Here is an 11,783-nt window from a genome sequence, read left to right as displayed (position 1 = left end):
ACCGACATTCGGGGCCGCCCGCAAGCCACTCAGTCAGCGTCGCTTGGCCATCTCATTGATGAAACGGTCGAACAGCGGCGCTACGTCGTTCGGGCCCGGGCTCGCTTCAGGGTGGCCCTGGAAGCTGAACGCACTCTTGTCGGTGCGCTCGATGCCTTGCAGGGAGCCGTCGAACAGCGACTTATGAATCGCGCGGACATTACCCGGCAAAGTCGCTTCGTCCACCGCAAAACCGTGGTTCTGGCTGGTGATCATCACAACGCCAGTATCCAGGTCTTGTACGGGGTGGTTGGCGCCGTGATGGCCATGCCCCATTTTCAAGGTCTTGGCGCCAGAGGCCAGGGCCAGCAGTTGATGCCCCAGGCAGATACCGAACACCGGAATGTCGGTCTCCAGAACGTCCTTGATGGCCTTGATGGCATAGTCGCATGGCTCAGGGTCACCGGGGCCGTTGGACAGGAACACACCATCCGGTTGCAGGGCCAGCACGTCACTGGCTGGGGTTTGCGCCGGCACCACGGTCACGCGGCAACCACGCTCGACCAGCATGCGCAGGATGTTGTACTTGATGCCGTAGTCATAGGCGACCACGTGATACGACAGATCAGCCGCGTCGATGGTCGCGTGGCTGTCGGTCTTCAAGTCCCAGACAGTGGAGCGCCACTCGTACTGTTCCTTGGTGCTGACGACTTTCGCCAGGTCCATGCCCTTGAGGCCAGGGAAACCTTGCGCTGCGGCGATCGCTGCTTCTTCGGAAATATTGTCACCGGCCATGATGCAGCCGTTCTGCGAACCTTTTTCACGCAGGATGCGTGTCAGACGGCGCGTATCGATACCGGCGATCGCCACAACATTGTTGGCTTTCAGGTAATCGGATAGCGACATCGTATTACGCCAGTTGCTCGCAACCAGAGGCAGGTCACGAATCACCAGGCCCGCCGACCAGACACGATCAGACTCGACGTCTTCCGGTGTAGTACCGGTGTTGCCGATGTGCGGATAGGTCAGGGTCACGATCTGTTGGGCGTAGGAAGGATCGGTAAGGATTTCCTGATAGCCGGTCATGGCAGTGTTAAACACTACCTCTCCAACGGTTTGACCGTCGGCTCCAATGGCTTCGCCGCGAAAAATGCTGCCATCAGCAAGGGCGAGTATGGCTGGCTTAGTCAAGAAGACCTCCCGTAAATAAAGCCTGAAAGGGCGATCGCAGGTTGTAAAAAAGCGGAGTGACGTATGGACACGTCACCCCGCTTCTTCACTGAATTATTCTGCGCGCTTTTAGTGGACACACTAAAGCTGTAGCTTACAGAAAAAGGCTTTTTTGGTCCACCGCTAATGAGCCTTAAAGGCAGGAGAATGCGACAGGACGTCGCTTAGCGGGTAAAACGGGACCTCAGGATAATCCTGAAGCCCCGTTTTAGCTATCGATTAGTGCAGATCCAGCACATCGCGCATGTCGTAAAGCCCCGGCTCGCGACCGTCCAACCAGAGCGCAGCACGTACCGCCCCCTTGGCAAACGTCATGCGACTGGACGCCTTATGCGTGATTTCAAGGCGCTCGCCTTCAGATGCGAACAACACAGTGTGATCGCCAACTACATCACCACCGCGAACGGTAGCGAAGCCGATGGTGTCACGCGCACGCTCGCCGGTATGACCTTCACGGCCGTATACCGCCACTTTCGACAGGTCGCGACCTAACGCATCGGCAATAGCCTCCCCCATACGCAACGCGGTGCCCGAGGGCGCATCGATCTTGTGCCGGTGATGGGTCTCGATGATTTCGATATCCGCCTCATCCCCCAGCACGCGAGCTGCGAGATCAAGCAGCTTGAGCGAAAGGTTCACACCCACACTGAAGTTAGCGGCAAACACGATCGGAATATCCTTGCCCGCCGCCACCAGCAACTGCTTCTGCTCGGCACTCAAGCCCGTCGTACCGATCACCATGGCCTTGCCTGCCTTGCGACAGAACGCCAGGTTCTTCAGCATCACGTCCGGCAGGGTGAAGTCGATCAGTACGTCGAACTCATCAGCCACCTGCTCCAGATTGCCGGACAACGACACACCAATGCGCCCCAACGAGGCCAATTCACCCGCATCCGCACCAATCAGCGTGCTGCCAGGGCGAACGATCGCCGCCGTCAACCCGGAGGCCGGCGAGCGCTGCTGCACCGCCTCGACCAGCGTCTTGCCCATGCGCCCGGCAGCGCCCATTACGGCTATACGTCGCATACTCAACTCCTTACAGGTCGCCGAAGAAGCGCTTCACGCCATCGAAGAAGCCCGTGGTCTTCGGCGAATGGGAGTCATCACCTTCCAACGAACTGCGAAACTCTTCCAGCAACTCTCGCTGACGACGACCCAGGTTGACCGGAGTTTCCACCGCCACACGGCACATCAAGTCACCGGCACCACCACCACGCACCGGCGCAACGCCCTTGCCACGGATACGGAACTGCTTACCGGTCTGCGTCCCCTCAGGAATCTTGAGCTTGACCCGACCATCCAGCGTCGGAATCTCCAACTCACCACCCAGGGCTGCATCGACAAAGCTGATCGGCACTTCGCAGAACAGGTGCTTGCCGTCGCGCTGGAAGATCGAGTGCTCGCGCACATTGATCACCACATACAGGTCGCCCGTCGGACCACCCTGGGTCCCCGCCTCGCCTTCGCCCGACAGACGAATGCGATCGCCGGTATCCACGCCTGCAGGCACCTTCACCGACAGCGTCTTGTACTCTTCGACGCGGCCTTCGCCGTGACAGGAGTCGCACGGGTCGGAAATGATCTTGCCCTGCCCATGGCAACGCGGGCAGGTCTGCTGCACCGAGAAGAAGCCCTGCTGCATGCGCACCTGACCGATACCGCCACAGGTCGGGCAGGTGATCGGCGAGGAGCCTTTCTTAGCCCCCGAACCGTCGCACGGCTTGCAGTTGACCAGCGTCGGCACGCGGATATTGACGCTGGTGCCGCGCACGGCTTCTTCCAGGTTCAGCTCCAGGGTGTAGCGCAGGTCGCTGCCCCGCTGGGCACCACCCCGCTGGCCACCGCGGCCACCGCCGAAGAAGTCACTGAACACATCGCCGAAAATATCGGAGAAGTTCTGACCGCCGAAGCCGGCTCCGCCGCCACCCATGCTCGGGTCGACGCCGGCGTGACCATACTGGTCGTAGGCCGCACGCTTGTTGGGATCACACAGGCATTCGTAGGCCTCGTTGGCCTCTTTGAACATTTCTTCGGATTCTTTGTTATCCGGATTACGGTCCGGGTGGTGCTTCATCGCCAGGCGACGGTAAGCCTTTTTCAGGTCCGCCTCGCTGGAGCCACGCTCCACACCCAATACTTCGTAATAGTCACGCTTTGCCATAAGTCTTTACACTCTTAAGGACGTTCGGCCAGACCCTCCTGAGCCCTGCCAAACTCGTTGAGCCCCAATACAGGCCCGGACCCAACTCACGTCAATTCAACGATCCTGGTCATAACTGCTTTCAGCCAGGGACCCGGCCAAAAACGCGGTGACTGTCGCCCAGGAAGCAGGAGCATTCCCGATCACACCGCCAGCATCCGAACGCTGTCGCATGCTGTAAAAAATTCGCATACCCCAGACACACCAACGCGGGAGCAAGCTCCCGCGCGGCGACATCCTACCAGTCACCGCTTGATAGCGGTCAACCGGCCAAGCAGATTACTTCTGCTCTTTGACTTCTTCGAACTCGGCATCGACAACGTCGTCGTGCTTGGCTTCAGGCTCTGCGTGTTGCGCAGCGCCTTCAGCTGGCTGGCCTTGCTCGGCGTACATTTTCTGGGCAACTGGAGCGGAAACCTTCGACAGTTCCTCGACCTTGGCTTCAATGGCAGCCTTGTCGTCACCTTTAACAGCGGCTTCCAGGGCAACCACGGCAGCTTCGATCGCAGCCTTCTCTTCGGCAGTTACTTTATCGCCAGCATCAGCGACCATTTTGCGTGTCGAGTGAACCAGGGCATCACCCTGGTTACGCGCAGCGGCCAGCTCTTCGAACTTGCGATCTTCTTCGGAGTTGGCTTCAGCATCGCGAATCATCTGCTGAATTTCTTCCTCGGACAGGCCGGAGTTGGCCTTGATCACGATCGATTGAGTCTTGCCGGTGGCCTTGTCCTTGGCGCCTACGTGCAGAATGCCGTTGGCGTCGATGTCGAAGGTCACTTCGATTTGTGGCACGCCACGTGGCGCTGGTGGAATCTCGGCCAGGTCGAACTTGCCCAGGGACTTGTTCTGCGCAGCCTGCTTACGCTCACCTTGCAACACATGGATGGTCACGGCGCCCTGGTTGTCATCGGCAGTCGAGAACACTTGCGATTTCTTGGTAGGAATCGTGGTGTTTTTCTCGATCAGCGCCGTCATCACGCCACCCATGGTTTCAATACCCAGGGTCAGCGGGCTCACGTCCAGCAGCAGCACGTCTTTCACGTCACCGGCCAATACCGCACCTTGGATCGCAGCACCCATGGCAACCGCTTCGTCCGGGTTCACGTCTTTACGTGCTTCCTTGCCGAAGAACTCGGTAACCAGCTTCTGAACCAGTGGCATACGGGTCTGACCGCCAACCAGGATCACGTCGTTGATCGCGCCAACGTCGATGCCGGAGTCTTTCAGCGCGATACGGCAAGGCTCGATGGTGCGCTGAACCAAGTCTTCAACCAGCGCTTCCAGCTTGGCGCGCGAGATCTTCACGTTCAAGTGCTTAGGACCGGTAGCATCTGCAGTGATGTACGGCAGGTTAACGTCGGTCGACTGAGCGGAAGACAGCTCGATCTTGGCTTTCTCAGCGGCTTCTTTCAGGCGCTGCATGGCCAGCGGGTCACCCTTGAGGTTCATGCCGCTTTCTTTCTTGAATTCGTCAACGAGGTAGTCGATCAGACGAATGTCAAAGTCTTCACCACCGAGGAAGGTGTCACCATTGGTGGCCAACACTTCGAACTGGTGCTCGCCGTCAACTTCAGCGATCTCGATAACGGAAACGTCGAAGGTACCACCACCCAGGTCATAAACGATGACGGTGTGATCGCCCTTGGCCTTATCCATGCCGTAAGCCAGTGCAGCGGCAGTGGGTTCGTTGATGATACGTTTAACGTCCAGGCCCGCGATGCGGCCGGCATCCTTGGTCGCCTGGCGCTGGCTGTCGTTGAAGTAGGCCGGAACGGTGATCACCGCTTCGGTCACCGCTTCACCGAGGTAGTCTTCGGCAGTTTTCTTCATCTTTTTCAAGATTTCAGCCGAGATTTGCGGCGGCGACATTTTCTGGCCGTTTACTTCAACCCAGGCGTCACCGTTATCGGCCTTGGCGATTTTGTAAGGGACCATCTTGATGTCTTTCTGTACGACTTCTTCTTCGAACTTACGACCGATCAGACGCTTCACCGCGTACAGGGTGTTATGCGGATTGGTCACAGCCTGACGTTTGGCCGACTGACCAACGAGGATTTCACCGTCGTTGGCGTAAGCAATGATCGACGGCGTGGTACGCGCGCCTTCGGCGTTTTCGATAACTTTTGCAACGCCGTTTTCCAGCACAGAGACGCAGGAGTTGGTGGTCCCCAGGTCGATACCGATAATTTTGCCCATGATTTACTCTCCCGAAACTTGAATTTGGATGCCGCAGCAGTGGTAGCTAACTGCGGTAGCACTTAATCGCTTGACTTATAGATGGGGGCCTTACGGCAAATTTCAAGCCTGCTCATCAATAGAAGGTGCAACAGGTGCTGGCGCCTTGCTCACCACCACCATTGCCGGGCGCAACAGGCGACCATTGAGCTGGTAACCCTTCTGGAACACTTTCAACACGCTGTTAGGCTCCAGGTCATGGCTTTCCTGCATGGCCATGGCTTGGTGATGCTCGGCGCTGAACGGCTCGCCGCCTTGTGGATCGATAGCTTCCAACTGATAACGCTTCAGGGTGTCCTGGAACATTTTCAGGGTCAGCTCAATCCCTTCGCGCATCGGACGGATGTTTTCGTCATCCGGGTTAGACAACTCCAGCCCACGCTCCAGGCTGTCGATGATCGGCAACAGATCACCGGCGAATTTTTCCAGCGCAAATTTATGAGCCTTCTCCACGTCCTGCTCGGCACGACGGCGGACGTTCTGCAGATCGGCGGCAACACGCAAAGACTGATCCTGCGCAGCGGCCAATTGCTCTTCGAGCACTTGTACACGGGTCGCCAGCTCATCACCGGCCGCCGGATTGGCGTCTGGAGTTTGCGTATCCTGCGTCTGTTCGTCAGCCATAGATTTCTCCTTTCAAAATCATGCGCGAACTCAACTCGCGCTTCTGTTCCGGTATATGGGGCCACAATTTCCAGGTTCAAGGGCGCAAGCCTTACCAAAAGTCTTTCAATTGCTCCAGATCAACTCCTGCACGCTCATTCCCCATCGCACTAAAAAAATCCCACATTCAAGCAAATCGAGCTAAGCGTCAGGATTGTCAGCCCAGAACAAAACACTGTATAAATAACCAGACCTAAAGCCTGGGAGCGGCCGTCATGCTCGTGCACCTGTCCGTACATAACTACGCCATCGTTGAACATCTGGATCTCGAACTGGATCGCGGGATGAGCGTAATCACAGGCGAAACCGGCGCCGGCAAGTCGATCATGCTCGACGCCCTGGGCCTGGCCCTCGGCGACCGTGCCGACAGCGGCGTAGTGCGCCCCGGTGCGGACAAGGCCGACATCCTGGCCACCTTCGACCTGGCGGACATCCCCGAGGCGGAAGCCTGGCTCGCCGAACGCGACCTTAATAATGAAGGCCCCTGCATTTTGCGCCGAGTCATCACGGCCGAAGGGCGCTCCCGCGGCTATATCAACGGCACCCCCTGCCCCCTTGGCGACCTGAAGGCCCTGGGTGAGCTGCTGATCGATATCCACAGCCAGCACGAACACCAATCCTTGCTGAAAACCGACACCCATCGCCGCCTGCTCGATGAATACGCCGGCGCCACAGACCTCGCCCGCCAGGTTCTCCTGGCCGCCCAACGCTGGCGCCAGACCCGCCTGGAACTGGAGCGACTCTCCAACTCCGGCGACGAACAACGCGCGCGCCATCAACTGCTCAGCTATCAGCTCGAAGAACTCGAAAGCCTGGGCCTTGGCGAAACCGAGCTGGAACAGCTCGAACAGGAACACAAGAACCTCACCAACGCCGAAACGCTACTGGCTATTTGCAGGCAAGTCGTAGAGCAATGCAGTGAAAGTGATTCGGGCAATGTACTCAACGCGCTGACGGCCAGCCTCAATCGGCTATCCAGCGTGAACAATGCGTCCGGCTCGCTGAACGAGGCCACCACCCTGCTGACCAGTGCGCAGATCCAGGTCGAGGAGGCCGTGGGCGAACTCAACCGCTTCCTTGATCACTTCGACGCCGACCCAGCACGCTTGCAGGAAATAGAAGAACGCCTGGACACCATCTACACCCTGGCGCGCAAACATAGAATCCAGCCTACCGAATTGGCGGCCATGCAGCAGAAACTGCTGGATGAAATCGAAACCCTGAACGCGAACGACGAATCCATTGAGCGGCTGGGCGACGAACTCGCCTCCTTCGCTCGCCATTACCAGGAGAAGGCTCGCGAATTGAGCGATCTTCGCCAGCAGGCAGCGACCAGCCTGGCCAGTGCTGTAGAGCAGGAAATCCAGCGCCTCGGCATGCCGGGTGGGCGCTTCAGCATTGAACTGCACACCAATACCAGCGATGAACTGCAACCCCACGGCCTTGAGCAGGTGGAACTGTTGGTCAGCGCCAACCCTGGACAACCACTCAAAGCGTTGGCAAAAGTGGCCTCGGGGGGTGAGCTTTCGCGGATTAGCCTCGCGATCCAGGTGATTACGGCCCAGACTTCACGCGTCCCGACGCTGGTATTCGATGAGGTGGACGTCGGCATTGGCGGACCGACCGCCGAAATCGTGGGTCAATTGCTCCGTCGCCTGGGGGATCGCGGCCAGGTGCTGACGGTGACCCACTTGCCGCAAGTGGCCGCCCAAGGGCATCAGCACTTGTTTGTGCATAAAGTGCGAGGCAACGATAAGACCCATACCGCTGTGTCCAAGCTGAACAAGTCAGAGCGAGTGGAAGAAGTGGCGCGCATGCTGGGCGGTATTGACTTGACCAAGGAGTCCTTGGCTCACGCGAAAAAAATGGTCGTGGCTGCGAAAGCCTAAGCCGAACATTTCCTTTCTTAAGACAGCACGAAGGCGACCCTAGGGTCGCCTTCATTCGTTTGCAGAACACGTCTGCGTCGAATTTTACTTTTTCTTACGGATGTACAGCACCAGATTGTGGTCCACCAAATCGAAACCATGCTCTTCGGCGATAGCCTTCTGGAGCTTCTCGATTTCCGGACTGGTGAACTCGATAACCTCATTGGTATCCAGGTCAACCATGTGGTCGTGATGACCACCGTCAGCCAATTCGAACACCGCATGACCGCCGTCGAAATTATGACGAACCACCAGCCCTGCGGCTTCAAACTGGGTCAGCACACGGTAAACCGTGGCCAGGCCAACGTCCTCATTAGACTCCATCAGCGCCTTGTAAACATCTTCGGCACTCATGTGGCGCTGCTCAGCAGAATCGAGCATTTGTAGAATCTTGACTCGTGGCAGAGTCACTTTAAGACCGGCTTTGCGTAGTTCGCTATTTTCAACCATGGTTAGCTTTCTCGCGGATGCTGCTTCGCAGCTTCTCTTAATACGGGTATGATCGGCGTTTACGTTGTCCCAGCCAAGATAGTGGAAGTCGCCCACCGATGCAAAACACCAAGCTCTTGCTAACCAGTTTCACCTTTGTGGGACTGCTCGCACTCGCCGGTTGTTCATTCCCCGGGGTTTACAAAATCGACATCCAGCAGGGCAATGTCGTCACGCAGGACATGATAGACCAGTTACGTCCGGGAATGACCCGACGGCAAGTACGGTTTATCATGGGTAATCCCCTGCTGACTGACACTTTCCATGCCGATCGCTGGGATTATCTCTACAGCATCCAGCCTGGTGGCGGTGAACGCCAGCAGGAGCGCGTCAGCGTCATCTTCAATGGCAATGACCAGCTCGTCAGCCTGTCCGGTGACTTCATGCCCGGTGTAAGCCGTGATGAAGCCTTGCTGGGCAAAGACAACGGTACCAACGTGACTGCGCCTGCGCAGGAAAGCGAGAAGCCGAAGTCCGAGGTACCGGCCAAGCCCGGCTCCTTGCTCGACAAGATCCAGAAGGACGTCGACGGCGTGCAAACTGTTCCAGTCCCGACGCCACAGCCTCTGGATACCAGCCCGCAGTAAGTTTGCGGCGCTCAACAAAAAGCCCGGCGTGCCGGGCTTTTTGTTGCCTATCAGTAATCGACAAGCCTACTTCCCCTGCTTCCTGGCCAGCGCTGCCTTGGCCGCACGCAGCCGGCGCACCTCTTTAGGGTCGGCCAGCAAGGGGCGGTAAATTTCGATACGGTCACCCGGCTGAACGGCGCGCACATCGGCGTCCGCCACGACCTTACCGAATATACCCAATGGGCAACCAGCAAGGTCCAACCCAGGAAACTGCAATCCGATCCCCGACGCCTGGACCGCCGCTCGCAGACCAGTCCCCGCCGGCACCTTCACCGTCAGCAACACCTGGCGATCCACGGCGGCATGCACCACCTCAATCTCAACCATGCAGTTGCTTGGCCCGCTCACAGAACGCGTCCACCAGAGTATTGGCCGCCTGATTGAACAGAGGCCCCAGCGTTGCCCGCACAATGGGCCCAGCGTAATCAAACGACAGATCAAGGCTGATCTTGCAGGCTTTCTCAGTCAGGGCCTTGAATACCCATACACCATGTAATTGAGTGAAGGGCCCCTCCTGCAGGTTCATCTCGATGGATTTTCCCGGAACCAACACATTACGCGTAACAAAGTGCTGGCTGAGCCCCCCCTTGGCCACGCCAACACTGGCAACCATGTGCTCGTCACTGCTCTCCTTCACCTCAGCGGTCGAGCACCAGGGCAGGAATTCCGGGTAACGCGCCACGTCGTTGACCAGGTCATAAAGCGCCTGAGCCGGATAAGGCAGCAGGGCCGAACGTTGAATATGCGTCGTCATGTGAGCGTTACTTCCACAGCTGAGCGGCAAACATCGCGAAAGAACAGCCCGATCCGCGAGAGAAAAAAACCAAAGAACTGCCGGCATTGTCCGGGATTCGTCCAACACGCTCAAGCACACAGGTTGACCGTAGCCGACACGCTCGCAACTCCCTATAATGCCGCCCCTATGGCTAAACAAAAGAAACACCCCACAGGGACCATCGCGCAAAATAAAAAGGCGCGACACGATTACTTCATCGAACATCGGTTCGAGGCTGGTCTGGTCCTGGCCGGCTGGGAAGTAAAAAGTCTGCGCGCCAGCAAGCTGCAACTGGTCGACAGTTATGTGCTGCTCAAGGATGGCGAGGCATGGCTGCTGGGCAGTCATATCACCCCGCTGACTACCGCGAGCACTCACGTGATTGCCGACCCGGTACGCACACGCAAGCTGCTGCTCAATGCCCGCGAACTCGACAAGCTGGCTGCCGCCGTACAGCAGAAAGGCTATGCCTGCGTCTGCCTGTCCTGGTACTGGAGCAAGCACCTGGTCAAGTGCGAGATCGCCCTGGGCAAGGGTAAGAAGGAATACGACAAGCGTGACACCGAGCGCGAACGCGATTCCAATCGTGAACTGCATCGCGCCGTGCGCAACAAGGGCAAGGAAGAATAATCCTGGTGACGCCGTAGCTTGGGCGCCCCACCCAAGCTACATGCCCTTGCGTCGCTCCGCCCGGGCCATACGCTGAACTTCCTGACGCACTTCCTCCAACACCTCCTGCACATACAGCAGGTGACGGGTTGAGACCTCGCGCGCCTGCTCGGCCCGCCCTTCGATAATCGCCAGGTACAGATCCCGGTGCTGACTGATCAGCATGTCGCGGGTTTCCGTGCGCTGCTGGTACATCCCGCCGATATTGGTGACCACGTTACGCTTGAGCAGATCGAACAAACCACGAATGGTGTGCAACAAGACAGCATTGTGGCTCGCCTCGGCAATGGCCAGATGGAACCTCGCATCAGCAGCCCCCTCCTCGGCCCGGCTCACTTTATCGTCGCGCGCATAACAATCCTGCAGCGCTTCAAAAGCAGCCGTCAGCCGCTCACGGTCGACCTCGGTAGCACGTAACGCCGCGTAGTAAGCGCAAGAGGCTTCAAGGGTCTGGCGAAACTCCAGCAGATCACGCTGAGCCTCGGGGTTGTTCTCCAGCAGATGCAGCAGCGGATCGCTGAACGTCGAGCCCAAGGACTCAGCCACATAATTGCCACCACCCTGGCGGCTGACCAACAACCCCTTGGCCGCCAGCTTCTGAATCGCCTCGCGCAGCGACGGGCGCGAAACCCCAAACTGCTCAGCCAAAGCGCGCTCGGCCGGCAACCGCTCGCCCGACTTGAGCGTGCCCTCAAGGATCATGCCCTCAAGCTGCTCGACAATATCGTCAGACAAACGGCGCTGACGCACCTGATCAAACCCCATAACTCACTCTCCACGATCCCGACCACTCGCCGGGGCCTCTATTCTGGCCTATCGCCGCACTTGCGGCACCTATCAGAGCGCTCTCGATTCATCCGATCAGAGCACCGGCACGCGCCCCTACGACCAAAGTTTCGCAGGCGGCAAATTGACACACCGCTATCCAGGCTTTTACTCTAGCCAACAGCGGCTGTAAATTGGTCTTACCAATTACCCACGCCGAC

Annotated in this window: 12 protein-coding genes; 3 read left to right on the top strand and 9 right to left on the bottom strand. The window is 58.1% G+C overall.

Annotated features, from left to right (window positions below; all coding sequences use genetic code 11):
• Positions 1 to 33: 33 nt before the first annotated feature.
• The 5 genes from carA to grpE all read right to left on the bottom strand — a co-directional run bounded on the left by carA (position 34) and on the right by grpE (position 6,268).
• Entirely contained in the window at positions 34 to 1,170 is a 1,137-nt protein-coding gene (gene carA / locus ACODSV_RS12140) for a glutamine-hydrolyzing carbamoyl-phosphate synthase small subunit (protein WP_024077443.1), read from the bottom strand.
• Positions 1,171 to 1,428: 258 nt separating this feature from the next.
• The gene (gene dapB, locus ACODSV_RS12135; protein WP_024077444.1) at positions 1,429 to 2,235 is read right to left on the bottom strand and encodes a 4-hydroxy-tetrahydrodipicolinate reductase; all 807 of its coding nucleotides are present in this window, start codon (positions 2,233 to 2,235) and stop codon (positions 1,429 to 1,431) included.
• 10 nt (positions 2,236 to 2,245) lie between these two features.
• Positions 2,246 to 3,370: a molecular chaperone DnaJ gene (gene dnaJ / locus ACODSV_RS12130; protein WP_024077445.1), complete on the bottom strand. Its 1,125-nt coding sequence runs from the start codon at positions 3,368 to 3,370 to the stop codon at positions 2,246 to 2,248.
• A gap of 318 nt (positions 3,371 to 3,688) precedes the next feature.
• A complete protein-coding gene (gene dnaK / locus ACODSV_RS12125; RefSeq protein WP_024077446.1) occupies positions 3,689 to 5,605 on the bottom strand; it encodes a molecular chaperone DnaK in 1,917 nt (638 codons plus the stop codon).
• Positions 5,606 to 5,707: 102 nt separating this feature from the next.
• The gene (gene grpE, locus ACODSV_RS12120) at positions 5,708 to 6,268 is read right to left on the bottom strand and encodes a nucleotide exchange factor GrpE (protein WP_024077447.1); all 561 of its coding nucleotides are present in this window, start codon (positions 6,266 to 6,268) and stop codon (positions 5,708 to 5,710) included.
• 254 nt (positions 6,269 to 6,522) lie between these two features.
• Between grpE and recN the strand changes: the two genes are divergently transcribed.
• Positions 6,523 to 8,196 carry a DNA repair protein RecN gene (recN, locus tag ACODSV_RS12115; RefSeq protein WP_024077448.1) on the top strand — a complete coding sequence of 558 codons (1,674 nt, stop codon included), beginning with the start codon at positions 6,523 to 6,525 and terminating at the stop codon, positions 8,194 to 8,196.
• Between the two features lie 84 nt (positions 8,197 to 8,280).
• Here the strand turns inward: recN and fur are convergent, their stop codons facing one another.
• Positions 8,281 to 8,685 (bottom strand): ferric iron uptake transcriptional regulator, encoded by a 405-nt coding sequence (gene fur, locus ACODSV_RS12110; protein ID WP_024077449.1) that lies wholly within the window; start codon positions 8,683 to 8,685, stop codon positions 8,281 to 8,283.
• A gap of 98 nt (positions 8,686 to 8,783) precedes the next feature.
• Here fur and ACODSV_RS12105 point away from each other — a divergent pair, with 98 nt between their 5' ends.
• Positions 8,784 to 9,311, top strand: coding sequence for an outer membrane protein assembly factor BamE (locus tag ACODSV_RS12105; RefSeq protein ID WP_024077450.1), 528 nt, complete (start codon positions 8,784 to 8,786; stop codon positions 9,309 to 9,311).
• Between the two features lie 66 nt (positions 9,312 to 9,377).
• Here the strand turns inward: ACODSV_RS12105 and ACODSV_RS12100 are convergent, their stop codons facing one another.
• Both ACODSV_RS12100 and ACODSV_RS12095 read right to left on the bottom strand, forming a co-directional pair.
• Positions 9,378 to 9,680, bottom strand: a complete 303-nt coding sequence (locus ACODSV_RS12100) for an RnfH family protein (RefSeq protein WP_150054432.1) — start codon at positions 9,678 to 9,680, stop codon at positions 9,378 to 9,380.
• On the bottom strand, positions 9,673 to 10,107 hold the full coding sequence (locus tag ACODSV_RS12095) for a type II toxin-antitoxin system RatA family toxin (protein ID WP_024077452.1): 435 nt from the start codon (positions 10,105 to 10,107) through the stop codon (positions 9,673 to 9,675). Before ACODSV_RS12095 ends, ACODSV_RS12100 begins: the two co-directional genes overlap by 8 nt.
• Before the next feature lie 168 nt (positions 10,108 to 10,275).
• Here ACODSV_RS12095 and smpB point away from each other — a divergent pair, with 168 nt between their 5' ends.
• A complete protein-coding gene (gene smpB, locus ACODSV_RS12090; protein ID WP_024077453.1) occupies positions 10,276 to 10,758 on the top strand; it encodes an SsrA-binding protein SmpB in 483 nt (160 codons plus the stop codon).
• A 36-nt stretch (positions 10,759 to 10,794) separates the two neighbouring features.
• Here the strand turns inward: smpB and ACODSV_RS12085 are convergent, their stop codons facing one another.
• Positions 10,795 to 11,562, bottom strand: coding sequence for an FCD domain-containing protein (locus ACODSV_RS12085; RefSeq protein ID WP_024077454.1), 768 nt, complete (start codon positions 11,560 to 11,562; stop codon positions 10,795 to 10,797).
• Positions 11,563 to 11,783 lie beyond the last annotated feature (221 nt).

This window comes from Pseudomonas sp. FG86, from assembly GCF_057808775.1.
This window is presented reverse-complemented; position numbering and strand designations above follow the sequence as displayed.

Excerpts from the sequence above, each read along its gene's own strand:
- dapB (WP_024077444.1), bottom strand. The coding sequence starts at position 2,235 with ATGCGACGTATAGCCGTAATGGGCGCTGCCGGGCGCATGGGCAAGACG.
- dnaJ (WP_024077445.1), bottom strand. The coding sequence starts at position 3,370 with ATGGCAAAGCGTGACTATTACGAAGTATTGGGTGTGGAGCGTGGCTCC.
- dnaK (WP_024077446.1), bottom strand. The coding sequence starts at position 5,605 with ATGGGCAAAATTATCGGTATCGACCTGGGGACCACCAACTCCTGCGTC.
- grpE (WP_024077447.1), bottom strand. The coding sequence starts at position 6,268 with ATGGCTGACGAACAGACGCAGGATACGCAAACTCCAGACGCCAATCCG.
- recN (WP_024077448.1), top strand. The coding sequence starts at position 6,523 with ATGCTCGTGCACCTGTCCGTACATAACTACGCCATCGTTGAACATCTG.
- fur (WP_024077449.1), bottom strand. The coding sequence starts at position 8,685 with ATGGTTGAAAATAGCGAACTACGCAAAGCCGGTCTTAAAGTGACTCTG.
- ACODSV_RS12105 (WP_024077450.1), top strand. The coding sequence starts at position 8,784 with ATGCAAAACACCAAGCTCTTGCTAACCAGTTTCACCTTTGTGGGACTG.
- ACODSV_RS12100 (WP_150054432.1), bottom strand. The coding sequence starts at position 9,680 with ATGGTTGAGATTGAGGTGGTGCATGCCGCCGTGGATCGCCAGGTGTTG.
- ACODSV_RS12095 (WP_024077452.1), bottom strand. The coding sequence starts at position 10,107 with ATGACGACGCATATTCAACGTTCGGCCCTGCTGCCTTATCCGGCTCAG.
- smpB (WP_024077453.1), top strand. The coding sequence starts at position 10,276 with ATGGCTAAACAAAAGAAACACCCCACAGGGACCATCGCGCAAAATAAA.
- ACODSV_RS12085 (WP_024077454.1), bottom strand. The coding sequence starts at position 11,562 with ATGGGGTTTGATCAGGTGCGTCAGCGCCGTTTGTCTGACGATATTGTC.